Source organism: Sinomonas sp. P10A9 (assembly GCF_041022165.1).
In the GTDB taxonomy this organism is placed as follows: domain Bacteria; phylum Actinomycetota; class Actinomycetes; order Actinomycetales; family Micrococcaceae; genus Sinomonas; species Sinomonas puerhi.
In genome coordinates this window covers 2,442,689-2,464,936 of record NZ_CP163302.1, presented here as the reverse complement: position 1 = coordinate 2,464,936, position 22,248 = coordinate 2,442,689, and the positions used below count along the sequence as shown (strand labels likewise).

General features: G+C 69.1%; 22 protein-coding genes, 3 tRNA genes and 1 pseudogene. 21 read left to right on the top strand and 5 right to left on the bottom strand.

The genetic code is table 11. The annotated features are described in order from the left end of the window. Positions 1–270: 270 nt before the first annotated feature. Together AB5L97_RS11265 and AB5L97_RS19730 are read right to left on the bottom strand one after the other, a co-directional pair. Positions 271–795 carry a hypothetical protein gene (locus tag AB5L97_RS11265; RefSeq protein WP_369047500.1) on the bottom strand — a complete coding sequence of 175 codons (525 nt, stop codon included), beginning with the start codon at positions 793–795 and terminating at the stop codon, positions 271–273. A gap of 273 nt (positions 796–1,068) precedes the next feature. Then, a pseudogene (locus AB5L97_RS19730) lies at positions 1,069–1,161 on the bottom strand (type IV toxin-antitoxin system AbiEi family antitoxin domain-containing protein); the annotation flags it as partial. A gap of 354 nt (positions 1,162–1,515) precedes the next feature. Here AB5L97_RS19730 and AB5L97_RS11255 point away from each other — a divergent pair. The 8 genes from AB5L97_RS11255 to AB5L97_RS11220 all read left to right on the top strand — a co-directional run bounded on the left by AB5L97_RS11255 (position 1,516) and on the right by AB5L97_RS11220 (position 7,994). Further along, entirely contained in the window at positions 1,516–2,568 is a 1,053-nt protein-coding gene (locus AB5L97_RS11255) for a 3-isopropylmalate dehydrogenase (RefSeq protein WP_369044748.1), read from the top strand. A 155-nt stretch (positions 2,569–2,723) separates the two neighbouring features. After that, entirely contained in the window at positions 2,724–3,836 is a 1,113-nt protein-coding gene (locus AB5L97_RS11250) for a branched-chain amino acid aminotransferase (RefSeq protein WP_369044747.1), read from the top strand. A gap of 206 nt (positions 3,837–4,042) precedes the next feature. Beyond that, the gene (locus tag AB5L97_RS11245; protein WP_369044746.1) at positions 4,043–4,819 is read left to right on the top strand and encodes a fumarylacetoacetate hydrolase family protein; all 777 of its coding nucleotides are present in this window, start codon (positions 4,043–4,045) and stop codon (positions 4,817–4,819) included. A 154-nt stretch (positions 4,820–4,973) separates the two neighbouring features. Continuing rightward, the gene (gene gltX, locus AB5L97_RS11240; RefSeq protein WP_369044745.1) at positions 4,974–6,497 is read left to right on the top strand and encodes a glutamate--tRNA ligase; all 1,524 of its coding nucleotides are present in this window, start codon (positions 4,974–4,976) and stop codon (positions 6,495–6,497) included. Continuing rightward, positions 6,490–7,332 carry an HAD family hydrolase gene (locus tag AB5L97_RS11235; RefSeq protein WP_369044744.1) on the top strand — a complete coding sequence of 281 codons (843 nt, stop codon included), beginning with the start codon at positions 6,490–6,492 and terminating at the stop codon, positions 7,330–7,332. Before gltX ends, AB5L97_RS11235 begins: the two co-directional genes overlap by 8 nt. 282 nt (positions 7,333–7,614) lie before the next feature. Continuing rightward, positions 7,615–7,686 (top strand) — tRNA-Gln (locus AB5L97_RS11230). 66 nt (positions 7,687–7,752) lie between these two features. Further along, positions 7,753–7,825 (top strand) — tRNA-Glu (locus AB5L97_RS11225). A gap of 96 nt (positions 7,826–7,921) precedes the next feature. Beyond that, positions 7,922–7,994: transfer RNA gene (locus AB5L97_RS11220), tRNA-Glu, on the top strand. Positions 7,995–8,054: 60 nt separating this feature from the next. Here AB5L97_RS11220 and AB5L97_RS11215 read toward each other — a convergent pair. Then, positions 8,055–8,615: a DUF1697 domain-containing protein gene (locus AB5L97_RS11215; RefSeq protein ID WP_369044743.1), complete on the bottom strand. Its 561-nt coding sequence runs from the start codon at positions 8,613–8,615 to the stop codon at positions 8,055–8,057. 37 nt (positions 8,616–8,652) lie between these two features. Continuing rightward, the gene (locus tag AB5L97_RS11210; RefSeq protein WP_307957522.1) at positions 8,653–9,372 is read right to left on the bottom strand and encodes an IclR family transcriptional regulator; all 720 of its coding nucleotides are present in this window, start codon (positions 9,370–9,372) and stop codon (positions 8,653–8,655) included. Positions 9,373–9,507: 135 nt separating this feature from the next. Here AB5L97_RS11210 and leuC point away from each other — a divergent pair, with 135 nt between their 5' ends. The 6 genes from leuC to AB5L97_RS11180 all read left to right on the top strand — a co-directional run bounded on the left by leuC (position 9,508) and on the right by AB5L97_RS11180 (position 16,016). Next, positions 9,508–10,947: a 3-isopropylmalate dehydratase large subunit gene (gene leuC / locus AB5L97_RS11205; protein WP_369044742.1), complete on the top strand. Its 1,440-nt coding sequence runs from the start codon at positions 9,508–9,510 to the stop codon at positions 10,945–10,947. Between the two features lie 17 nt (positions 10,948–10,964). Further along, complete coding sequence (gene leuD, locus AB5L97_RS11200) at positions 10,965–11,564, top strand: 3-isopropylmalate dehydratase small subunit (RefSeq protein ID WP_369044741.1); 600 nt, start codon at positions 10,965–10,967, stop codon at positions 11,562–11,564. A 142-nt stretch (positions 11,565–11,706) separates the two neighbouring features. After that, on the top strand, positions 11,707–13,032 hold the full coding sequence (gene murA / locus AB5L97_RS11195; RefSeq protein ID WP_307957525.1) for a UDP-N-acetylglucosamine 1-carboxyvinyltransferase: 1,326 nt from the start codon (positions 11,707–11,709) through the stop codon (positions 13,030–13,032). Positions 13,033–13,115: 83 nt separating this feature from the next. Then, entirely contained in the window at positions 13,116–13,817 is a 702-nt protein-coding gene (locus AB5L97_RS11190; RefSeq protein ID WP_369047416.1) for a lysophospholipid acyltransferase family protein, read from the top strand. A 68-nt stretch (positions 13,818–13,885) separates the two neighbouring features. Beyond that, a complete protein-coding gene (locus AB5L97_RS11185) occupies positions 13,886–14,884 on the top strand; it encodes an NAD(P)H-dependent glycerol-3-phosphate dehydrogenase (RefSeq protein ID WP_423246854.1) in 999 nt (332 codons plus the stop codon). A 4-nt stretch (positions 14,885–14,888) separates the two neighbouring features. Next, complete coding sequence (locus AB5L97_RS11180; protein WP_369044740.1) at positions 14,889–16,016, top strand: D-alanine--D-alanine ligase family protein; 1,128 nt, start codon at positions 14,889–14,891, stop codon at positions 16,014–16,016. A gap of 41 nt (positions 16,017–16,057) precedes the next feature. On the opposite strand, the gene AB5L97_RS11175 is transcribed toward AB5L97_RS11180, so the two are convergent. Next, positions 16,058–16,624, bottom strand: a complete 567-nt coding sequence (locus AB5L97_RS11175; protein WP_369047414.1) for a DUF3515 family protein — start codon at positions 16,622–16,624, stop codon at positions 16,058–16,060. Positions 16,625–16,773: 149 nt separating this feature from the next. On the opposite strand from AB5L97_RS11175, the gene AB5L97_RS11170 reads away from it, so the two are divergent. The 7 genes from AB5L97_RS11170 to AB5L97_RS11140 are packed head-to-tail and all read left to right on the top strand — an operon-like array spanning position 16,774 to position 22,248. Further along, complete coding sequence (locus AB5L97_RS11170; RefSeq protein ID WP_369044739.1) at positions 16,774–17,793, top strand: thiamine-phosphate kinase; 1,020 nt, start codon at positions 16,774–16,776, stop codon at positions 17,791–17,793. A gap of 22 nt (positions 17,794–17,815) precedes the next feature. Then, positions 17,816–18,811, top strand: coding sequence for a DAK2 domain-containing protein (locus AB5L97_RS11165; RefSeq protein ID WP_369047413.1), 996 nt, complete (start codon positions 17,816–17,818; stop codon positions 18,809–18,811). After that, on the top strand, positions 18,795–21,020 hold the full coding sequence (locus tag AB5L97_RS11160) for an ATP-dependent DNA helicase RecG (protein WP_307957528.1): 2,226 nt from the start codon (positions 18,795–18,797) through the stop codon (positions 21,018–21,020). Before AB5L97_RS11165 ends, AB5L97_RS11160 begins: the two co-directional genes overlap by 17 nt. Beyond that, a complete protein-coding gene (locus AB5L97_RS11155; RefSeq protein ID WP_307957529.1) occupies positions 21,013–21,150 on the top strand; it encodes a hypothetical protein in 138 nt (45 codons plus the stop codon). Before AB5L97_RS11160 ends, AB5L97_RS11155 begins: the two co-directional genes overlap by 8 nt. Beyond that, positions 21,147–21,785 (top strand): 16S rRNA (guanine(966)-N(2))-methyltransferase RsmD, encoded by a 639-nt coding sequence (rsmD, locus tag AB5L97_RS11150; RefSeq protein WP_307957530.1) that lies wholly within the window; start codon positions 21,147–21,149, stop codon positions 21,783–21,785. The genes AB5L97_RS11155 and rsmD overlap by 4 nt, the downstream gene beginning before the upstream one ends. Continuing rightward, positions 21,782–22,030 carry a hypothetical protein gene (locus AB5L97_RS11145; protein WP_307957531.1) on the top strand — a complete coding sequence of 83 codons (249 nt, stop codon included), beginning with the start codon at positions 21,782–21,784 and terminating at the stop codon, positions 22,028–22,030. Before rsmD ends, AB5L97_RS11145 begins: the two co-directional genes overlap by 4 nt. Then, positions 22,027–22,248 carry a hypothetical protein gene (locus AB5L97_RS11140; protein ID WP_307957532.1) on the top strand — a complete coding sequence of 74 codons (222 nt, stop codon included), beginning with the start codon at positions 22,027–22,029 and terminating at the stop codon, positions 22,246–22,248. Before AB5L97_RS11145 ends, AB5L97_RS11140 begins: the two co-directional genes overlap by 4 nt.

The following is a 22,248-nucleotide window of genomic DNA, read 5'->3' as shown; positions in this document are numbered from 1 at the left end:
GTCGAGGTCACCGGGTGGGTGTTGAGGTCACCGGGTGAGGTGCCGAAGTCACGGGGTGTGGTGTCGAGGTCACCGGGTGTGGTGTCGAGGTCACGGGGTGTGGTGTCGAGGTCACCGGGTGGGGTGTCGAGGTCACGGGGTGTGGTGTCGAGGTCACCGGGTGGGGTGCCGAAGTCACCTCTGGCGCTGAGGTCGCCCGGTGGCCGCGGTCATCCGGCGGCACGGCGGCGACTGAACATCGCCGTCCGCAACGCGTCTGGGCAGTGTCTCTCACGCGACGTCGAACAGGGCATGCGGCGTCGTGAGGAAGGCACGCACTTTGGTGCGGAGAGCCTCGACGTCGTCGAGCTCGGGCCAGTACACGTTGAGAACGCGCCATCCAGCAGCGACCAGCCGTGCCTCGCGCTCACGCTGCGCTACAACCTTCGTGTCCGGCGGTCCGTAGTCGAAGTACTTCGCGTACCCATGAACCTCGATGACGAGCCGCCTCGCTGACCAGGCGAAGTCGACGCGTTCACGACCACCCGCAGTCGCGATCCAGAGCTGGAGCTCTGGTTCGGGAAGGTTCCATTCCTCCAGAAGCAGACGGAAGCGTGTCTCGGCCGGAGATTCCGAGAGCCCGTTGGCGGCGGCCAGCGCCTCACGGACTCGCCGTATTCCACGCGTGCCCCTGCCTTCGACGACGAGACGACGGATGGTCTCACGATCTGCGCCGTTTGCGAGCCCGGAGTCGGCGATGATCACGGCCAGCTCGAAGGGCAGCAACCGCGCGCAGTCGATGATGGTCCGCTCCAACGAGGTCACCCTGAGCCCGCCCCTGGTCGTGACCTGTGAGTCAGGGATTCGTTGGTTGTGCCGCACGATGTCGCACGCGGGACCGGAGTTTCCCCGACGGCCAGCATGCGCGACATGTACGAGCGGCCGCGCACGCCACACCGGGAGGCCCCAGATCAGCGCCGCCGATGTGTGGGTGTATACGTGCGAAGCACCGGTCGAGGCGGCATGGTGCGCGCAGATTCTGATGATCATGGGATCAGGAGTGCCAACCCCCATCGGCGCATAGACACCGCGTCCCTGTCGGGACAGGTCGCCAGAGTCGGTGAGGCTCCGGATGGTTTGGTCGTCGAGACCGGCGGAGCGAAGCTGACTTCTCGTGAGCATGGGGACGGGGGAAGCCGCTGAGGCGGCCAGATCACCAATCCGGTCCCGGGCGTGGGGAGTGAGGTCGAGGTCGAGGTCCATGGTGGGAGTCTCCCGTCCCGACTCGTCATCCGCAGCGTCGCCGACCTTGTATGTGGATAACTCAAAGGGTCGCGCGCCTGCAGCACCAGGGTGACTTCGCGCCCACAGGGGGTGACTTCGCGCCCACAGGGGGTGACTTCGCGCCCACAGGGGGGTGACGTCGCGTCCACAGGGGGTGACGTCGCGCCCGCCGGGGGTGACTTCGGCGCTATGGCGTCCGAAGTGTGAGACCAATGTGACCAGCATGTGGATGATCGCGTTAGTCTTTCGATCATGACCCAGACGCAGCTCGATCTTGCAGTGATTCCCGGAGACGGCATCGGCCCCGAAGTGACGGCAGAGGCCCTCAAGGTCCTCCACAAGGCGCTCGAGGGATCGGGCCTCGAAGTCAAGGAGACGCGTTACAGCCTCGGCGCGGAGCACTGGCTCGCGACGGGGGAGACGCTCTCCGAGGAGACCCTTGCGGACATCCGCGGCCGCGATGCCATCCTCTTCGGCGCCGTCGGTGCCGCCCCCGGTGACACACGCATCCCCTCGGGCATCCTCGAACGCGAGATCCTCCTCAAGCTCCGCTTCAGCCTCGACCACTGCGTCAACCTGCGACCGTCCCGGCTCTACGCGGGAGTTCCCAGCCCGCTCGCGGACCCGGGGCAGGTCGATTTCGTTGTGGTGCGCGAGGGCACCGAGGGCCCCTACACGGGCAACGGCGGCGCCCTGCGGGTCGGCACGCCGCAGGAGATTGCCACGGAGGTCTCCGTCAACACGGCCTTCGGGGTCGAGCGCGTGGTCCGCGACGCCTTCCGCCGCGCCACCCAGCGGCGCAACAAGGTCACGCTCGTCCACAAGCACAACGTCCTCGTGTACGCGGGCCACCTGTGGAAGCGCACCGTCGAGGCCGTCGCCGCCGAGTTCCCGGGCGTCGAGCACGACTACCTGCACGTCGACGCGGCCACGATCTTCCTCGTCACCGACCCCTCCAGGTTCGACGTCATCGTCACCGACAACCTGTTCGGCGACATCCTCACGGACCTCGCGGGTGCAGTAACGGGCGGCATCGGCCTCGCCGCAAGCGGCAACATCAACATCGACCGCACCGCGCCGAGCATGTTCGAGCCCGTCCACGGATCGGCCCCCGACATCGCCGGCCAGCAGAAGGCCGACCCGACCGCCGCGATCCTCTCGGCCGCGCTCCTGCTTGACCACATCGGCCAGCCCGAGGCAGCTGCGCGCATCCAGGCTGCCGTGCGGGCCGATGTCGAGTCCCGCACCCCGGGCGAGGCGCGCACGACGTCTGCCGTCGGGGACGCCGTCGCGGCGCGCCTCTAGCGCGCCGCACCGAAGGAAGGAGGACGACGGCGGGTGCCACCCCGCCGTCGTCCTCGCACCGAATCCCGACGGGTGCGCAGGCGTAAGCTGGACGCACTTGCAGGCCCCGGGCCTGACGGCAGTGAGGCCGTCCGCCCGATCGATGTGGAGGAATCATGACTCAGAACGCTCTCAGCGTTGAATTCGCACGGCGGCTCTCGGAGACCCCGAAGAGCGCCGAGGAGCGTGCGGCGATCCTGGAGAACCCCGGGTTCGGCGACTATTTCACTGACCACACCGTCGTCGTCGACTGGAAGGTCGATCCCGAGGGGAAGGGCGGCTGGCACAACGCGCGGGTCGAGCCGTACGGCCCGATCGCGATGGATCCGGCCGCCGCGGTGCTGCACTACGGCCAGGAGATCTTCGAAGGCCTCAAGGCGTACCGCCACGCCGACGGCACCGTCTGGACGTTCCGTCCCGAGGCGAACGCTCACCGCTTCAACAAGTCGGCCCAGCGCCTCGCGCTGCCCGAGCTGCCGACTGAGGTCTTCATCGAGTCTCTGCGGCAGATCGTGTCCGCGGACAAGGATTGGGTGCCGAACGGCGACGGCGAGGCCCTGTACCTGCGCCCGTTCATGATTGCCACCGAGGCGTTCCTGGGCGTCCGTCCGGCCCGTGAGGTCTCGTATCGCGTCATCGCCTCGCCCGCGGGCAACTACTTCGGCGGCGAGCTCAAGCCTGTCTCGATCTGGCTCTCCGAGCACTATGCGCGTGCAGGCCACGGCGGCACGGGGGAGGCGAAGTGCGGCGGCAACTACGCGGCGTCGCTCGCGGCCCAGCTTGAGGCCGAGGCGAATGGGTGCAAGCAGGTCCTGTTCCTCGACCCGACCAACGACTTCGCTGTCGATGAGCTCGGCGGCATGAACATCTTCTTCGTGTTCAACGGCGACACCCTCGTCACGCCGGCGCTCAACGGCAACATCCTCCACGGCGTCACCCGCGACTCTGTCCTGCAGCTCGCGAGCGACCGCGGGCTCACGGTCGAGGAACGCAAGATCACGATCGACGAATGGCGTCAGGCCGTCGCCGACGGGACGCTCACCGAGGTCTTCGCCTGCGGCACCGCGGCCGTCATCACGCCCATCGGCGAGCTCAAGACCGCCGACGGTTCCCTCGTGACGCCCGAGCTCAAGGGCGAGTCGGTCGCGATGAGCATCCGCGAGCAGCTCCTCGGGATCCAGACCGGCACGGTCGAGGACCTGCACGGCTGGCTTACGCAGCTCGCGTAGCCTGCGCTGATCGAGCGGACCCGAAGACGCCGATTGAGCGGAGCCGAAACCGAGGTTCCGCGGCACCGGGCTTCCGCTGTGCTGCGCACGACGGCGCGTCCCCGGCTCAGGCGGGCATCCCGCCTGCCTGCCCAGGGACGCGCTGTCGGAGGCTGCCCCTCACGGTGCCGCCAGGCCACCCGCCCGGTCACGATAGGGTGAACCCCATGCGCATTGCCCGTTGTGTACTCGACTCCGAACCCTTCTACGGCGTGGTCCAGGGGGAGCCCGGCCACGAGACCGTCGCCGTCATCAAGGGTGACCCCTTCTTCAACGGCGTCGAGCCGACCGGCGTCACCCACCCGCTCGAGGACGTGCGCCTCCTCGCGCCGATCATCCCCCGCAGCAAGGTCGTGGGGATCGGCCGCAACTACGCGGACCACGCCAAGGAGATGGGCAACGACCTGCCCACCGAGCCGTCCATGTTCCTCGTGGCCAACACGGCAGTGGTGGGCCCCGGCGACCCGGTCGTCCTGCCGGAGTGGACCGAGGAAGTCTCCTACGAGGGCGAGCTCTGCGTCGTGATCGGACGCATCTGCAAGGACGTACCAGCAGAGAAGGCCAGGGATGTCATCTTCGGCTTCACCGTGGGCAACGACCTCACGGCACGCGACAAGCAGCGCACTGATCTCCAGTGGGCGAGAGCCAAGTCGTTTGACACGTCCAAGCCCCTCGGACCCTGGATCGAGACCGACCTCGACGTCGAGGATCTCCGCCTCTCCACCAAGGTCAACGGCGAGGTCAGGCAGGACGGCAGCACCGCAGACATGGTCTTCGGCGTCAATGAGCTCGTCGCTGCCGTCTCCGCAGCCTTCACCCTCCTGCCCGGCGACGTCATCATGACCGGCACCCCTGCCGGCGTGGGCCTCGTGAAGGAGGGCGACCGCGTCGAGATCGAGATCGAGGGCCTCGGAGTCCTCTCGAACCCTGTCGTGCGTCGGTAGGCGCTGCGCCGCAGGCTGAATGCCGTGTGCTTCCCGGCGGCGCGCACGACGCCGCGTGGCCGGCCCGCACGGGTAGGGACCCCGCCGTCGTGCGCACCACAGCTGGGATGACGCGAGCCGAGCCAAGGGAGAGGCCCCTTAGAATAGGGGCACTATGACTTCCTCGCCCCCAGCACCCCTGCTCGACCCCGCCTCCATCCCGTCCGTCGTGCCCGACACGCCGGTGCGTGTGCGCTTCTGCCCCTCTCCGACGGGCACGCCGCACGTCGGCATGGTGCGCACTGCCCTGTTCAACTGGGCCTACGCGCGCCACACGGGCGGCACGTTCGTGTTCCGCATCGAGGACACCGACGCGCAGCGGGACACCGAGGAGAGCTACGAGCAGATCGTCGAGGCCCTGCGCTGGCTCGGCCTGACGTGGGACGAGGGGATCGACGTCGGCGGCCCGCACGAGCCGTACCGGCAGTCGCGTCGTCTCGACCTCTACAAGGACGTCGCCGCGAAGCTCAAGGACGCGGGGTTCCTGTACGAGTCGTTCTCCACGCCGGCCGAGATCGAGGCCCGCCACAAGGCGGCGGGCCGGGATCCCAAGCTCGGCTACGACAACTCGGACCGAGACCTCACGGACGAGCAGAAGGCAGCCTTCCGTGCCGAGGGACGCGAGCCTGTGCTGCGCTTCCGCATGCCCGAGGAGGACGTGGTCTTCAATGACATCATCCGCGGCGAGATCACGTTCAAGGCCGGAACAGTGCCGGACTTCGTCGTGGTGCGCGCGGACGGCTCGCCCCTGTACACGCTCGTCAACCCGGTCGACGACGCTCTCATGGGCATCACCCACGTGCTCCGTGGCGAGGACCTCCTGTCCTCGACCCCGCGCCAGGTCGCGCTCTACTACGCGCTCCACGCGGTGGGCGTTGCGAGCTACATGCCGATCTTCGGCCACCTGCCCTATGTGATGGGCGAGGGGAACAAGAAGCTCTCCAAGCGCGACCCGGAGTCGAACCTCTTCCACCACCGCGAGCGCGGCTTCATCCCCGAGGGCCTCCTGAACTACCTCGCGCTGCTCGGCTGGTCGATCTCGGCGGACGAGGACATCTTCACGGTGGAGCAGTTCACGTCCGCGTTCGACATCGCCGACGTGCTGCCCAACCCGGCCCGCTTCGACCTCAAGAAGGCCGAGGCGATCAACGGCACGCACGTGCGCCTGCTCGAGGCCGCCGACTTCCGCGAGCGCCTGGTCCCGTACCTGCGCGAGGCCGGCATCGTGGGGGAGGCCCTCACCCCGCGCCAGGACGAGATCCTGACTGAGGCCGCGCCGCTCATCCAGGAGCGCATCACGCTCCTCGGCGAGGCCCCCGAGATGCTCGGCTTCCTCTTTGCCGAGGACTCCGCGATCCGCATCGCCGACGATGCACTGAAGGGCATGCCCGCGAACCTGCCCGAGGTCCTCGACGCCGCCCTCGCGGCCCTCGAGCCGGTCACGGACTGGTCGGCTGAGGACATCCAGGCAGCCCTGCGCAGCGCCCTCGTGGAGGGACTCGGCATCAAGCCGCGCCTCGCGTTCGGGCCAGTCCGCACGGCCATCTCCGGCCGCCGCATTTCGCCGCCGCTCTTCGAGTCCATGGTCATCCTCGGCAAGGACTCGTCCCTCGCACGCATCAAGGCCTTCCGTGGCTGACACGGTGACTGCGACCGTGGCTGAGGCGCTGGCCGAGAGCACAGGACCCGCGACGCCGGCGACGCACGACGGCGGCCGCGCACCCGCCGTCGTTCGCGTGCCCGGCGTGGTCGGAACGGCGCAGGTGGAGGGCGTGCTCCTGGACATCGACGAGACTCTCGTGGATCTCGAGGGCGCCATGGACCGGGCGCTTCGTGAAGTCAGCGCTCCGCTCCTGCCCGGCCTGGCCGAGGCGGAGTGGGTGACGTTCTGCCGCATCTTCACGCGCGGGTCCGACGACATCTATGAGCGCTACATGGCGCACGAGATCACATTCGCCGAGCAGCGGGTGCTGCGGGCCGAGCGGTGCCTCGCGCACTTCGGGACGGGTTTCGCCTCCGATGCCCAGGCTGCTCAGTGGCTCAGCGAGTACGAGACGGCGCAGCCCTCATACGTCCGGGCGTTTGACGACGTGCACCCGTTCCTCGATGCCCTCGAGGCCGCGGGGATCGCCTACGGCGCCGTCAGCAACAACGTGCACGACTACCAGCGGGCCAAGCTCGATGTCGCCGGTCTCGAGCGCATCAGCGTCCTGGTGGGCATCGATGCGGTGGGCGTTGCGAAGCCGGATCCGGCCATCTTCCGTGAGGGACTGCGCCGGCTCGGCACGGCGGCCGAGCAGACGGTGTACGTCGGGGACAACCCCGCGCACGACGTCGTCGGGGCGGCCGGCGCGGGAATCCGCGGGATCTGGCTCAATCGCCGCTCGACGGTCCTCGACCCCGCGGCCGCACTGCTGGTGCCCGAACAGGTTGCGAGCCTGGGCGAGATCCCGGGGATCCTCGGCCTCCTCTGACGCTCAGAGACCCCGCAACGTCCTGCCAGAGACCCCGCAACCTCCTGCCAGAGACCCCGCAACGCTGTAGGGTCTCTGGCGTTGTGCTGCGGGGTCTCTGGTCAGGCTCCCATCGCGCGAACATGACACGGATCACGTGCGCGAGGGGTTCCGTGACCGTGTTGCGGATTTTGCGCCCGACAGAGCATCGGGTAGAGTAATTACTCGTGCTGAGGGGCACGGGAGCATTCGGGTGGACCACCAAGGTTGACGCGAAGAGCCGAGCAGAGCCCCGATAGCCAGTGGGATATGGTGTAATTGGCAACACTACGGTTTCTGGTACCGTCATTCTAGGTTCGAGTCCTGGTATCCCAGCTCCTGATGTTCCGCGGTTGTGCGGAATCAAAGGAATGCTCATTTGTGAGCACGGTAAAGTACCACGGCCCCATCGTATAGCGGCCTAGTACGCCGCCCTCTCACGGCGGTAACGCGGGTTCGAATCCCGCTGGGGTCACGGACAGGGTGCTGGCAATTGCGCCGGGACTCTTTCTGAAAGAGCCTTCCTCAGGAAGGCAGGAGCGCCGTCCGGCAACGGGCTGGCGCAGTGCAGGGCCCCATCGTATAGCGGCCTAGTACGCTGCCCTCTCACGGCGGTAACGCGGGTTCGAATCCCGCTGGGGTCACCTCAGAGGAGGGCCCGGTCTTCGGACCGGGCCCTCCTTCGTTTCTCGGACTGGATGGCCTCACGCGAAGGCTGCCTGGACCTTCAGGAGCGTTCGGAGGTTGCGCGTCGTGGTCGTGGCCTTGAACGCCGGCTTGGCGCTGGCCTTGGAGATGGGCGCGTCAAGGGTGGAACCCTTCGGGCAGCGCCACGCGAGCGCCATCGGGGAGAGGCGCGTGTGCTCCGTCTCGGCTGAGCTGCCGGTCTCCGGACGCGATTCCGCGAGGGCCGCCGCGGTGTCAAGGAGGCCGTCGAGCGCCGTGGGGTCCGAGGCGAGGGTGATGTACGCATGGACCGCGGGTCCGTCGGCCGGGTACGGGCAGGCTGCAACGAGCGAGTCGACCTCGTCGCGCGGGAGCACCACGACCCATGCGTCGTAGCCGAAATCGGACCGCAGCGCACGCTCGACCAGGTCTTTGACCTCGTTCGTGGTCTTCTCGGCAGAGAGAATGGCGTTGCCGCTCGCGAGCAGCGTCTTGACGCCAGAGACCGGCAGCGCCGCAAGAGTCGCGCGGACGTCCGCCATCTTGAGCGTGATGCCGCCTACGTTGACGCCGCGCAGGAACACCGCGTACTCGGCCACTGGCCCCCCTCGTCCGCCTTGTCTCGGTGCTGCCGGCTTAGTCGTTGCCCTTGCGCAGGGCCTCCGTCAGGAGCCGTCCGGCATTGCACACGACCTCAGCATGCTGGCGGCCCGGCTGGCGGGTCAAGCGCTCGATGGGCCCCGAAATGGACACCGCTGCGATCACCCGGCCGGAGGGTCCCCGCACCGGGGCGGAGACGGAGGCGACCCCGGGCTCGCGTTCGCCGAGCGACTGGGCCCAGCCGCGGCGTCGTACTCCCGCGAGGACTGTGGGCGTGAAGCGCGCCTGGTTCAGGCCCTCGAGGAGCCGGTCGTGGTCTTCCCATGCTACGAGCACCTGTGCCGCCGAGCCGGCCTTCATGCTGAGCTGGGTGCCCACGGGGATCGTGTCGCGCAGGCCCACCGGGCGCTCGGCCGAGGCGACGCAGACGCGCCAGTCGCCCTGTCGGCGGAAGATCTGGGCGCTCTCGCCGGTTGCGTCGCGGAGCTGGACGAGGATGGGGCCGGCAGCGGCGATGAGGCGGTCCTCGCCCGCGGCGGAGGCGAGTTCGACGAGCCGCGAGCCCAGCACGAACCGACCCTGCATGTCCCGCGCCACGAGCCGGTGGTGCACGAGGGCGAGAGCGAGCCGATGGACGGTGGGCCGAGCGAGGCCGGTCGCCGCTACGAGCTGCGCGAGGGTCGTGGGCCCCGCCTCGAGGGCGTCGAGCACGAGGGCGGCCTTGTCGATGACGCCGACGCCACTAGAGTTGTCCATAGGATGATATTGGCGTCTCAGTATCTGAGATGCAAGTTGGCGGAGTGGCCAGCAGGGCCGCGGCGCTGGTGCACTGGTACGTAGACAGCCATGGCGGCTGGCCAGACAACTGGCACGAGCTGGAGGGAGTAGGCCGTGGGACGCACACTGGCCGAGAAGGTCTGGGACGCACACGTGGTGCGCAAGGGCGCGGATGGGCAGCCCGATCTGCTGTACATCGACCTTCACCTAGTGCATGAGGTGACGTCGCCTCAAGCGTTCGAGGGCCTCCGGCTCGCCGGCCGCAGGCTGCGCCGACCCGACCTCACGATTGCGACCGAGGACCACAACACCCCGACGCTCGACATCGACAAGCCGATCGCGGATCCGACGAGCCGTACGCAGATCGAGACCCTGCGCGCCAACTGCGCGGAGTTCGGCGTCCGACTGCACTCCCTCGGTGACCGCGAGCAGGGCATCGTGCACGTGGTTGGCCCGCAGCTCGGCCTCACACAGCCCGGGCTCACGATCGTGTGCGGCGACTCGCACACGTCGACGCACGGTGCGTTCGGTGCCCTTGCCATGGGCATCGGCACATCCGAGGTCGAGCACGTGATGGCCACGCAGTCGCTCTCGCTCACTCCGTTCAAGACCATGGCCATCACGGTCGAGGGCACGCTCAAGCCCGGCGTGAGCAGCAAGGACATCATCCTCGCCGTTATCGCCAAGATCGGCACCGGCGGCGGCCAGGGCTATGTCCTCGAATACCGTGGCTCCGCGATCCGCGCCCTCTCAATGGAGGCGCGCATGACGATCTGCAACATGTCCATCGAGGCGGGCGCCCGCGCAGGCATGGTCGCGCCGGACCAGACCACCTACGACTTCATGAAGGGCCGCCCTCACGCCCCGCAGGGCGCCGAGTGGGATGCGGCCGTCGAGTACTGGGACACACTGCGGACCGACGACGACGCCGTGTTCGACGCCGAGGTGTTCCTCGACGCTGACACGCTCGAGCCGTTCGTCACGTGGGGAACGAACCCCGGCCAGGGCGTCTCGCTCTCGCAGGCGGTGCCGGATCCGGACGACTTCGCGGACGAGAACGCCAAGGCCACCGCGCGCCGTGCCCTCGACTACATGGGCCTCAGTGCGGGAACGCCGATGAAGGAGATCCGCGTCGACACGGTCTTCCTCGGATCCTGCACCAATTCCCGTCTCGAGGACCTCCGGGCTGCCGCGGAGATCGTCCGCGGCCGCGCCAAGGACCCGACGGTCCGCATGTTGGTCGTCCCGGGGTCTGCCCGAGTGCGCCTCGAGGCCGAGGCCGAGGGGCTCGACAAGGTGTTCAAGGACTTCGGTGCCGAGTGGCGCTTTGCAGGCTGCTCGATGTGCCTTGGCATGAATCCCGACCAGCTCCAGCCGGGCGAGCGGTGCGCCTCGACGTCGAACCGCAACTTCGAGGGCCGCCAGGGCAAGGGTGGCCGCACGCACCTCGTCTCGCCCGTCGTCGCGGCGGCGACCGCGATCCGTGGCACACTCTCGTCGCCCGCAGACCTCGATCCCGTGCCCGACTCCCAAGCCGCTGGCACGGCTGCCTAAGGAAGGACCACCCAGCCATGGAGAAGTTCACCACCCATACCGGCATCGGTGTCCCGCTGCGCCAGAGCAACGTGGACACGGACCAGATCATCCCTGCCGTCTTCCTCAAGCGCATCACGCGTACAGGCTTCGAGGACGCGCTCTTCGCCAGCTGGCGCAAGGACGAGTCGTTCATCCTCAACCAGGAGCCGTTCAACCGGGGCTCCGTCCTCGTGGCCGGTCCCGACTTCGGAACGGGCTCGTCCCGCGAGCACGCGGTGTGGGCGCTCAAGGACTACGGCTTCAGGGCCGTGCTCTCGTCGCGGTTCGCGGACATCTTCCGCGGCAACTCGGGCAAGCAGGGACTTGTGGCGGCGGTCGTGGCCCAGGATGACATCGAGCTCATCTGGAAGGAGCTCGAGAACCACCCGGGCACGCAGATCACCGTCGACCTGACCTCCAAGACTGCCACGTGCGGCAACATCGTGGCCCCGTTCGAGATCGATGACTACACGCGCTGGCGCCTCATCGAGGGCCTCGACGACATCGGCCTCACGCTCCAGCACGAGGACGAGATCGAGGCGTACGAGGCTGGGCGTCCGGCGTTCAAGCCCACGACCCTCCCCGCCAGGACCTGAGCGCGCGCAGTTCGCGCACCACGGCACTGAGGGCTCGCGCCCGGGTTTTCACCTCCCCGGACGCGAGCTTCTATGCTTAGCAGGGTCCCGTGCCGGCGGGGTACTGACCGAGGCTATGGGGGCCAGTGAGGAAAAGGTGCAGATGAGCAGTGTCCTGACCATCCGAGGCGGCGTCCCCCTTTCGGGACGGGTGGCGGTCCGTGGTGCCAAGAACCTCGTTCCCAAGGCCATGGTGGCCGCGCTCCTGGGCAACGAACCGTCCACGCTCCGCAGCGTGCCGGAGATCAAAGACGTCGACATCGTCACGAGCCTGCTCCAGCTCCACGGGGTCTCGGTCAACCGGGACACCGCCACGGGCGATCTGACTCTCGACCCCACCAACGCCAAGACCGCGGCCGTGGCGGACATCGATGCCCACGCCGGTGACTCGCGGATCCCGATCCTGTTCTGCGGCCCGCTCATCCACGCGATCGGCGAGGCCTTCATCCCGGACCTCGGGGGCTGCCGTATCGGCGACCGCCCCATCGACTACCACCTCGACGTGCTGCGCCAGTTCGGCGCCGTGGTGGACAAGCGTCCAGGCGGCATCAGCATCTCGGCTCCCCGCGGACTCAAGGGCGCACGGATCTCGCTGCCGTACCCGAGTGTGGGCGCCACGGAGCAGGTGCTCCTGTCGGCAACCCGCGCGGAGGGCGTCACGGAGCTCAAGGGTGCCGCGATCGAGCCCGAGGTGATCGATCTCGTTGCCGTCCTGCAGAAGATGGGTGCGATCATCGCGGTCCTCAACGACCGGACGATCCGGATCGAAGGCGTTCCCGAGCTCGGCGGCTACACCCACCGCGCCCTCCCAGACCGCAACGAGGCGGCCTCCTGGGCGTCGGCGGCGCTCGCGACCCACGGCGACATCTTCGTCGAAGGTGCGAGCCAACGGGACATGATGACCTTCCTGAACGTCTACCGGAAGATCGGAGGCGGCCTCCAGATCACCGACGAGGGGATCCGCTTCTACCATCCCGGGGGCAAGCTCTCCCCGCTGGTCCTCGAGACGGACGTCCATCCGGGCTTCATGACCGACTGGCAGCAGCCGCTCATCGTGGCCCTCACGCAGGCTGAGGGCGTGTCGATCGTGCACGAGACCGTGTACGAGAACCGCTTCGGCTTCACCGAGGCGCTCGGCCGCATGGGTGCCACGATCCAGCTCCATCGCGAGTGCCTCGGCAGCGTTCCGTGCCGCTTCGGCCAGCGCAATTTCCTGCATTCGGCGGTCATCTCCGGCCCCACGCCGCTGCACGGCGCCGACTTCGACATCCCCGACCTGCGGGGCGGATTCAGCCACGTCATCGCGGCTCTCGCGGCCGACGGCGTGTCGCGGGCTACCGGGGTCGGCATCATCCGTCGCGGCTATGAGCATTTCACCGAGAAGCTCAGCGCCCTCGGCGCGGACTTCGACCTCGAGGAGACGAAGTGAGCACATCGCCCCGCGAGGGGGCTCGCGAGAGCACGGGCGAGAAGGTCGCGTTCGCCATCGCGGCCGCCGTCGTCCGGCCCATCATGAACCTCCTCATGAGCAAGGAGTGGCAGGGCACGGAGAAGCTCAAGGACCTCCCCGGCCGGGGCGGCTTCATTGCATGCCCCAACCATTGCACTGAGCTCGACCCCCTCACGGTCGGCCACATGCTCTACAACCAGGGCCGCCCGCCGCATTTCCTCGCCAAGGCCGGTCTGTTCAAGCCCCCGGTCCTCGGCCAACTCATGCGCGGGACCAAACAGGTCCCTGTCGACCGAGGCGGGACGGGCGCGGGGGCCTCGCTCGAAGTTGCGCGCGAGGTCATCGACGAGGGTGGGGCGATCATCGTCTACCCCGAGGGGACCCTCACGCGCGACCCCGGACTCTGGCCCATGAAGGGCCACACCGGTGCGGCCAGGCTCGCGCTCAAGACCGGAGCGCCCGTCGTCCCCATCGCCCACTGGGGCGACCACGAGCTCTTCCCGCGGTATGCCAAGCGGCTCTACCCGTTCCCCCGGAAGAAGGCCGTCGTCCTCGTCGGTGACCCGGTGGATCTGAGCGACCTTGCGGGTCGCCCTCTCGACAAGTCAACGCTCGTCGAGGCCACCGAGCGCATCATGGACGCGATCACGGCGCTCGTGGCCGAACTGCGCGGCGAGCAGCCGCCGGCCCAGCGCTGGGACCCGTCGCAGCACCAGCAGAGCACCCACGGACGGGACGTCGAGCGGGGCGGGAAGTCCGCGTGACGACTGGAAACGAGGCTGGCGCGCCCGGCACTGGGACGGCGCGCGGGCCGCTGCGGCAGATCGCGGTGATGGGGGCGGGGAGCTGGGGCTCCACGTTCGCCAAGGTCCTCGGCGACGCCGCCGCAAGCCATGGGATCGAGCGCAGCATCCGCATCTGGGGGCGCACCACGGACGTGGTCGCCGACTTCGGCCGGCATCGCAACACCAAGTACCTCGGGGACATTGCGCTGCCCGAAAGCATCACCGCGACGATGAGTCCCGCCGAGGCGCTCGAGGGTGCCCAGGTCGTCGTTCTTGCCATACCCGCCCAGTCGCTGCGCGCCCAGCTGACCGACTGGGGCGCCCACATCCCCCGGGACGCCGTGGTGCTCTCCCTCATGAAGGGGCTCGAGCTCGGCACCGACAAGCGCATGAGCGAGGTGATCGCCGAGCTCACGGGCCTGCCGCAGGGCCAGATCGCGGTGCTCTCGGGCCCGAACCTCGCCCTCGAGATCGCCCGCTCCCAGCCCACGGGGTCGGTCGTGGCGTGCACCGACCACGAGACCGCCCAATGGATCGCCGAGTCGTGCACCGCGCCGTACTTCCGCCCCTACATGAGCACCGACGTCGTCGGCGTCGAGATCGGCGGCATCGTGAAGAACGTGATCGCCCTCGCCGTCGGCATCTGTGAGGGCAAGGAGATGGGGGACAACACGAAGGCCACCGTCATCACGCGTGGACTCGCCGAGACGACCCGCCTGGCCGTAGCCCTCGGAGGCGATCTCACGACCATGGCCGGGCTCGCAGGCCTCGGTGACCTCGTTGCAACCTGCTCGTCCAAGCTCTCCCGAAACCACACTGCGGGGAGCCTCCTGGGCCAGGGACTGGACGCCGATCAGGTGGGCGCCCGGATGACCCAGGTCGCCGAGGGAATCAAGTCGGCGCCCGCTGTGCTCGAGCTCGCCCAGCGGGTCGGGGTCGACATGCCCATCACGGCCGCCGTGGTGGCCGTGCTCAGGGGGGAACTCCCCGTAGACCAGCTCGAACCGCTGCTGCTGGCGCGGCAGCTCAAGTCAGAAGGCGACTAGAAGCGTGACAGAGACCAGGAAGAGCACAAAGACGAGAGTCGCACTTCTCTTCGGGGGGCGCTCGAGCGAGCACGCCGTGAGCTGTGTGACGGCCGCTGGAGTGATGGGCGCCATCGACGCTGAGAAGTACGAGGTGGTCCCGATCGGGATCACCCGCGAAGGCCAGTGGGTCCTCTCGCGCGGAGACTGGCACCGGTGGGCGCTCAACGCTGGCCACCCGCCCGAGGTCGAGCCAAGCAGTGAGACGGTGCGCCTCTCCGAATCCGACGGCGCAGCCCACCTCGTGGTGACCGAGCCGAACCAGGTGCCGAGGGAGCTCGGCGACGTCGACGTCGTCTTCCCACTCCTCCACGGTGCCTTCGGCGAAGACGGCACGGTCCAGGGCCTGCTCGAACTCGCCGACGTCCGCTACGTGGGGGCCGGTGTCCTCGCGTCCGCGGTCGGGATGGACAAGCATTTCATGAAGGTGGCCTTCGAGGCGGCCGGTCTCAGCGTCGGGCCGTACGTCACGGTGACCGACAAGGAGTGGCGCCGCGACCCCCAAGCGGTGCGTGACGCCGTCGGCCGCCTCGGATTCCCCGTGTTCGTGAAGCCGTGCCGCGCGGGCTCCTCAGTGGGCATCTCCAAGGTGGACGGTCCCGAGGGACTCGACGCCGCAATCGCGGAGGCACGCCGGCACGACCTGCGGCTCGTCATCGAGGCGGGCATCACGGGCCGGGAGATCGAGTGCGGCGTGCTCGAGGGCCGCGGGTGCGACGCGCCCCGCACCTCGCTGCCAGGCGAGATCGTCGTGCAGGGAGGGCAGCATGCGTTCTACGACTTCGAGGCGAAGTACGTCGAGAACGATGCCGCCTCGCTCTCGTGCCCCGCCGACCTTCCGCAGGAGGCCATCGACAGGGTGCGCGAACTCGCAGCGACCGCGTTCGACGCCGTCTCCGGCGAGGGTCTGAGCAGGGTGGACTTCTTCTACACACCCGAGGGAGAGTTCGTCATCAACGAGATCAACACGATGCCGGGCTTCACGCCCATCAGCATGTATCCGGCCATGTGGGCCGCGACGGGGATCGGCTACCGCGAGCTCATTGACGAGCTCATCCAGCTTGCCCTCGCACGGCCGACAGGCCTCCGTTAGCTCGCCCGCCCTCCAGAGCGAGGGCCGCTGCCTGCCAATGCTCAGCCGTTGGCGGGCAGCTTGGCGAGGTCTTCCTGCCCCACGCAGTGCTTGGTTGCGGGAACCTTCGACACCGCGGCCGAGAGGCTCGCGAGCACCGTCGCCGAGCTGATCCGGCCAGAATCCAGAAGGAGCTCGGTGGCGGGCTCTCGGCCGAACGTGGTGAGGGTGAAGGTTCCGCCGTCTGTGGCCGCAGCCGGTGGCGAGGATGCTGCCGAGGGCGCGGATGCCGAGGGCACCGAGGACGCCGTGCTCGGCGAAGACGACGACGGACCTGCGTCCGGCGCGCCGGCATTGGTCTCCTTGATGACCCAGTCGACGCCGTTCACGCTGACGCAGCGGTCGGTCGTGGGACCAGGGGACGCCACACCGCACCGGAGCACGACGGCGGCGGGGTCGCCCCACGCGGCAGTGGCCTGGCTCGTGGTCTTCCGCAGTGACGCATCGCCGAGCGAGTCGGGGAGCGCAAGCATGAGCGGCGCGCACGCGGGGTTGGCGGCACCCGGAGCGGGCTGGACCGTGACAGGCGCCGAGCAGGCCGAGAGGGCGAGAGCGGGGACCGCGAGCATCAGCGGGATGCCGATCCAGGCTGCGCGGGTCAGGCTGCGTGCGGGCATGCTGCTCCATCCGGGGATTGGGGGTCCCCCCAGACTACCGCTGCAGGGGACCGCTGCCGGCTGCGGAGCCGACGCCGAGAAGCTGCCGATACGCTAAGGAGGTGACGGATTCCCAGCGGCGCAGGGCCCGCGTATGCGACCTGAGCGAGCGAGAGCTCCTTGAGCGGATCTTTCCCCGCTTGGCTGTCCTGGGCTCGCCGATCCTCGGCCCCGGGGACGACGCCGCGGTGGTCTCAGTCCCAGACGGCCGCGTCGTCATCAGCACCGACACCCAGACCGAGGGACAGGACTTCCGGTTCGAGTGGCCGAACGGATACCGCACGACCGGCGCTGACGTGGGGTGGAAGGCGGCCGCCCAGAACCTGAGCGACATCAATGCGATGGGCGCCGTCGCGACGAGCATGGTCGTGAGCCTCACCCTCCCCGCCGAGACAGAGGCTGGATGGGTCGAAGGCCTCGCCGACGGGCTCGTCGAGGCCATCCGAGCCCTCGGAGCCAAGGGCTGCACGGTGGCCGGAGGTGACCTCGGGAGAGGCGGTGAGCTTTCGGTGACGGTCACGGTCCTTGGGAGCCTTGAGGGCCGGGCTCCAGTGCTCCGCTCAGGCGCCCGATCCGGTGACGTGCTCGCCGTGGCCGGGCGGATCGGTTCGGCGGCCGCGGGCCTCGCGCTCCTCGAGCACGGGCCAGCGTACGGCGTACTGGACGCGGATCTCCGCGACGTGGTCCAGAGCCAGTGCCGTCCCATTCCACCGCTCGCGGCCGGCCCCGCCGCCGCTCGTGCCGGCGCGACGGCGCTCATGGACCTCTCGGACGGGCTCCTCAAAGACGGCGACCGCATGGGCCGGGCGAGCGGCGTCGTGCTCGACCTCGATGAGGCGGCGATCGGGGATCACGCGGCGCTCCTCAGGGGGCCGGCAGAGGTTCTGGGGGCGGACCCGCTCCCTTGGGTCCTGGGCGGGGGAGAGGACCACGGACTCCTCGCGGCATTTCCCGCAACATCACAGCTGCCTCATGGCTTCACTGCGATAGGCTCGGTGGTGCCTCCGGCCGGTGGGCCGGGCGGAGTCGCCGTCGCTGGGCGTCCCGCGCAACCGAGCGGATGGGATCACTTTGCACGCTAAGATCGCCTCGAACGCCGCCGCCATGCGCCGGTGGCTCGCGGATGCCGAGACCGTGCTGGCCAACCACAGCGACCGCCTCAACGCGATCAACATCTTCCCGGTGGCCGACGGCGATACCGGCACCAATCTGTACCACACGGTCTGTGCCGCCTCCGCTGCCGCGGCAGAAGCGCCCGGAAACGACGTCGGAACCCTGCTCGCCGCTGCGGGCCAGGCCGCGATGGAGGACGCCTGGGGCAACTCCGGGACTCTCTTCGCCGTGTTCCTCGACGCCTTTGCCGCCTCGCTCGCCGGACACCAGAGGCTGAGCGCGCCCCTGCTTGCGAGGGCTCTTCACCGTGCCCAGATCCGCGCGTGGTCCGCCCTCAGCGAGCCTGTCGGCGGGACGATGCTCTCGGTCCTCGAGGCTGCGGCCGACGGCGCGGCCTCGGTTTCCGGGAGGGCGGCCCATGAGGACAGCAACGTTGCCCTGGCCGCGGCGCTCGACGCCGTCGTCGAGGCCGCACTGGGTGCGGTCGTGGCAACCGAGACCCAGCTCGGCGTCCTCACCAAGGCGCGTGTGGTCGACGCCGGGGGGGTCGGCCTGCTCCTCGTCCTCGCCGCGCTGCGCACCGCAGTCCTCGGGGAAGGCATCCCGGAGGACACCCTCGAGACACTCCATGGATTCCGCGTACAGGACCCGCACATCCACGGCGACCAGCCCGAGACCCAGGGGGTCGAGATCATGTGCACGATCACCCTCAGCCCCCTCGATGCCGCCGACCTCAGACGGCGCCTCGATGAGGTGGGGGATTCCGTGATCATGAGCCCGGTGGGTGCCTTCGACGACGTCGCCGGTGCGTGCCGGTGGCGTGTGCACGTCCACGTCACGGACCCGGACAGCACCCTGGAGCTGATCCGCACGGTGGGCGAGCCGGAACGTCTGGCCCTCACCGAGCTGCGGTCCGATACCCCGGGGTCGGACGGCCAGCCGGCGGAGCATTTCGTGGAGGACACCGGGCGTGGCCGCACAGCGTGACCTCGACCTGTCCAGGCTCCTCGGCGGAGCCTCGGCCAAGAAGCTCAAGGACCATCTCGGCCTGGCGACGGCGGGCGAACTCCTCGACTACTTCCCCCGCCGGTATGCGGAACGCGGCGAGCTCACGCGCATCGCCGAGCTTCCGATTGACACTGACGTGACGCTCCTCGCGCGCGTGGTGAAGGCCACGAGCCGGACGATGACCACTCGCAAGGGCCGCATCACGGAGGTCGTGGTCAGCGACGGCATCGACGGCGCGCTCGAGACGATGAGTCTCACCTTCTTCAACTCGTTCGCCGCGGCCAAGCAGCTCACGCCGGGCACTGTCGCGATGTTCTCCGGACGGGTCGGTGCGTACCGCGGCCGGCTCCAGCTCACCAATCCCGACTACGTGCTGCTCGACGACGATGCCGCGGACGGCGCAAGCGCCGAGGAACTGGCCAATAAGCCCATCCCGGTCTACCCGGCCACTGCCAAGCTGCCCAGCTGGAAGGTCGCCCAGTCCGCCGCGACTCTCCTCGGGCAGCTCGACCTCGCCTCGCTCCCCGATCCGCTCCCGTCGGCACTCCGTGGGAAGTACCGGCTGCCCGGCCTCTCCGACGCCTACCGCATGATCCACACCCCCGCCACGGCGCAGGAGTGGGCCGTGGCGCGACGGCGCTTCCAGTACGAGGAGGCCCTCGTGCTGCAGACCGCGCTTGCTCGGCGCAAGGCCCAGCACGCTCAGCTGCCGTCCCGCCCCAGCCCTGCCCGCCGGGGCGGACTGCTCGATGCCTTCGACGCCCAGCTGCCCTTCACCCTCACCGAGGGCCAGCGTGAGGTGGGGGAGACGCTTGCCGCGGAGCTCGCGCTGAACCATCCCATGAACCGCCTGTTGCAGGGCGAGGTGGGCTCGGGCAAGACGGTGGTTGCCCTCCGAGCCATGCTGCAGGTGGTCGACGACGGCGGGCAGGCAGCCCTCCTTGCGCCCACCGAGGTGCTCGCGGGCCAACACTACGAATCTATCCGCCGGTCGTTGGGGAAGCTGGCCCGGGAGGGGATCCTCGGAGCCGCGGATGGCGTCGAGGTTGTCCTGCTCACTGGCTCGCAGAGCTCCGGGGAACGGAACCGTTCGCTCCTCGCGGCCGCGAGCGGAGGCGCGGGGATCGTCGTCGGCACCCATGCGCTCCTGTCTGAGAATGTGCAGTTCGCCGATCTCGGGCTTGTGGTCGTGGATGAGCAGCACCGGTTCGGCGTCGAGCAGCGCGATGCCCTCCGGGCCAAGAGCCTCGCCACGCCGCACCTGCTCGTCATGACCGCGACACCGATTCCCCGCACCGTCGCCATGACGGTGTTCGGCGACCTCGAGACGTCGACTCTGCGCGAGCTTCCCGCGGGCCGCTCGCCGATCGCCACGCACGTTGTCGGGCTCCTCGAGAACCCCGCGTGGGGGCGCCGCATCTGGGCCCGAGCGCGGGAGGAGGTCGACGCCGGACGCCAGGTCTACGTCGTCTGCCCCGCGATCGGCGAGTCCGGCGAGGACGAGGGAGACCTCGAGTCGCTCGACGAGGCCACGTGGGGCGGAACCGCGCTAGGACCGGGCGAGGCCCGGAAGCCCGCAGTCTCAGTCGGGGCCACCGTGGCCCAGCTTGCGGAGGAGCCGGCCCTTGCCGGGTCCAGCATCGGAGTGCTCCACGGCCGTCTGGCCGGCCCTGAGAAGACCGCCGCGATGGAGGACTTCGCCTCCGGGGCCACGGACCTGCTCGTCGCGACGACGGTCGTCGAGGTGGGCGTCGACGTTCCGAATGCGACCCTCATGGTCATCCTCGACGCCGACAGGTTCGGTATCGCGCAGCTCCACCAGCTCCGAGGGCGTGTGGGCCGCGGCGGGTATCCGGGAACGTGCCTGCTCGTGACCTCGCTCGAACCGGGGCACCCGAGCCGTGCGCGCCTCGAGGCGGTCGCCGCGAGCACCGACGGATTCGTCCTCGCCCAGAAGGACCTCGAGCAGCGCCGCGAGGGCGACATCCTCGGAGCCACGCAGTCCGGGCGCCGTTCGACCCTGCGGCTCCTGAGGGTCCTCCGCGATGCCGAGGTCATCGAGCGCGCCCGCGCCGATGCCCTCGAGATCGTCGCCGACGACCCCGGCTTGGAACGGCATGGCGCACTGCGCGCCGCCATTGATGCGTACCTCGAACCGGAGAAGGAGGTGTTCCTCGAGCGTGGCTGAGACAACGGGCGTGGCTGAGGCCAACGGCATGCCCCCGACAACCGGCGTGGCCGAGCCCATCCGTGTGGCACAGACAACGAGGGTGGCCCAGGCCGCCGGCATAGCCGAGATGATTCGGATCGCCCGATGAGCAGGATCATCGCTGGGATCTCCGGCGGTACCACCCTCGCCTCCGTCGCCGGTTCGGGCACCCGCCCGACCACGGACCGGGTCAAAGAGGCGCTCTTCTCGAGGCTCGAGGCGCTCGGGATGATCTCCCGGGCACGCGTCCTCGACCTGTACGCAGGCTCCGGGGCACTGGGCGTCGAGGCGGTGAGCCGCGGGGCCTCCACGGCCGAGCTCGTCGAATCGGACACGAAGGCCGTGGCAGTGTGCCAGCGCAACGCGCGCACCGTCAACGACGCCGTCGGCCGGCGTGCGGTGACCGTGCACCGCGGCAAGGTCGGTGCCTTCCTCGCGGCAACCCTTCCAGGGCGTCACTGGGACCTCGTCTTCATGGACCCTCCGTACCCTCTCGCAGAGGACCAGCTGGCCCAGGTGCTCACGCTGCTGGCGCCCCACCTCGCCGAGGACGCGATCGTCGTCGTCGAGCGGTCCACGCGCTCGCCCGAGCCGGTGTGGCCCGCGGGCCTCGCCCACTATGCCGACCGCAAGTACGGTGAGACGCATCTGTGGTTTGCGGAGCCGGCGCCTCAAACTGAAGTGGGTGCGGGGCGCGCTGGGGACGCAGACGTGTCGGATTCCCCCGATAGCCTGGCTCCATGATGCTCCCGGGCTCGGCCATTGCGTTCAGCACGCAGGTATCCAGCACGGATATAGCCAGCACGGATGTGGTCGGCGCGGATGTTGCCAGCGCGGACACCGCCGCGGCGTCTGTGCCGTTCTGGTGGGAGATCGTCGCGGCCCTCGCACCGGTCGGGACGCTCGCGGCCGCTGTCGTCGCGGCGATCGTCGGGCTCAGCACGATCCGCCAGCGCTCGTACCTGCAGGCAGGGAAGGAGATGCTGTGAGCAAGGACGCCGAAGGCAAGGCCGCGCTCCCCGGCAAGGGCGAGGGCAAGGACACCGGTGAGACCGACGCGGAGCAGACGCTCGAGCGACGCCCCGGGGCGTCGGACCGCAGGGTCCAGATCGCCGCGGCCAAGCTGCGCGTGGTCCTCGACGAGAGGCTCAAGCGGCCGACACCGGAATGGGTCAAGCGCCTTGCGGAGCAGAAGCTCGCGAGCTGA

What these genes read in the sequence shown, in the direction of transcription:
- AB5L97_RS11255 (WP_369044748.1), top strand. Translation starts at nt 1,516, where the DNA reads ATGACCCAGACGCAGCTCGATCTTGCAGTGATTCCCGGAGACGGCATC.
- AB5L97_RS11250 (WP_369044747.1), top strand. Translation starts at nt 2,724, where the DNA reads ATGACTCAGAACGCTCTCAGCGTTGAATTCGCACGGCGGCTCTCGGAG.
- AB5L97_RS11245 (WP_369044746.1), top strand. Translation starts at nt 4,043, where the DNA reads ATGCGCATTGCCCGTTGTGTACTCGACTCCGAACCCTTCTACGGCGTG.
- gltX (WP_369044745.1), top strand. Translation starts at nt 4,974, where the DNA reads ATGACTTCCTCGCCCCCAGCACCCCTGCTCGACCCCGCCTCCATCCCG.
- AB5L97_RS11210 (WP_307957522.1), bottom strand. Translation starts at nt 9,372, where the DNA reads ATGGACAACTCTAGTGGCGTCGGCGTCATCGACAAGGCCGCCCTCGTG.
- leuD (WP_369044741.1), top strand. Translation starts at nt 10,965, where the DNA reads ATGGAGAAGTTCACCACCCATACCGGCATCGGTGTCCCGCTGCGCCAG.
- murA (WP_307957525.1), top strand. Translation starts at nt 11,707, where the DNA reads ATGAGCAGTGTCCTGACCATCCGAGGCGGCGTCCCCCTTTCGGGACGG.
- AB5L97_RS11190 (WP_369047416.1), top strand. Translation starts at nt 13,116, where the DNA reads ATGAACCTCCTCATGAGCAAGGAGTGGCAGGGCACGGAGAAGCTCAAG.
- AB5L97_RS11185 (WP_423246854.1), top strand. Translation starts at nt 13,886, where the DNA reads ATGGGGGCGGGGAGCTGGGGCTCCACGTTCGCCAAGGTCCTCGGCGAC.
- AB5L97_RS11175 (WP_369047414.1), bottom strand. Translation starts at nt 16,624, where the DNA reads ATGCTCGCGGTCCCCGCTCTCGCCCTCTCGGCCTGCTCGGCGCCTGTC.
- AB5L97_RS11165 (WP_369047413.1), top strand. Translation starts at nt 17,816, where the DNA reads ATGCGCCGGTGGCTCGCGGATGCCGAGACCGTGCTGGCCAACCACAGC.
- rsmD (WP_307957530.1), top strand. Translation starts at nt 21,147, where the DNA reads ATGAGCAGGATCATCGCTGGGATCTCCGGCGGTACCACCCTCGCCTCC.
- AB5L97_RS11145 (WP_307957531.1), top strand. Translation starts at nt 21,782, where the DNA reads ATGATGCTCCCGGGCTCGGCCATTGCGTTCAGCACGCAGGTATCCAGC.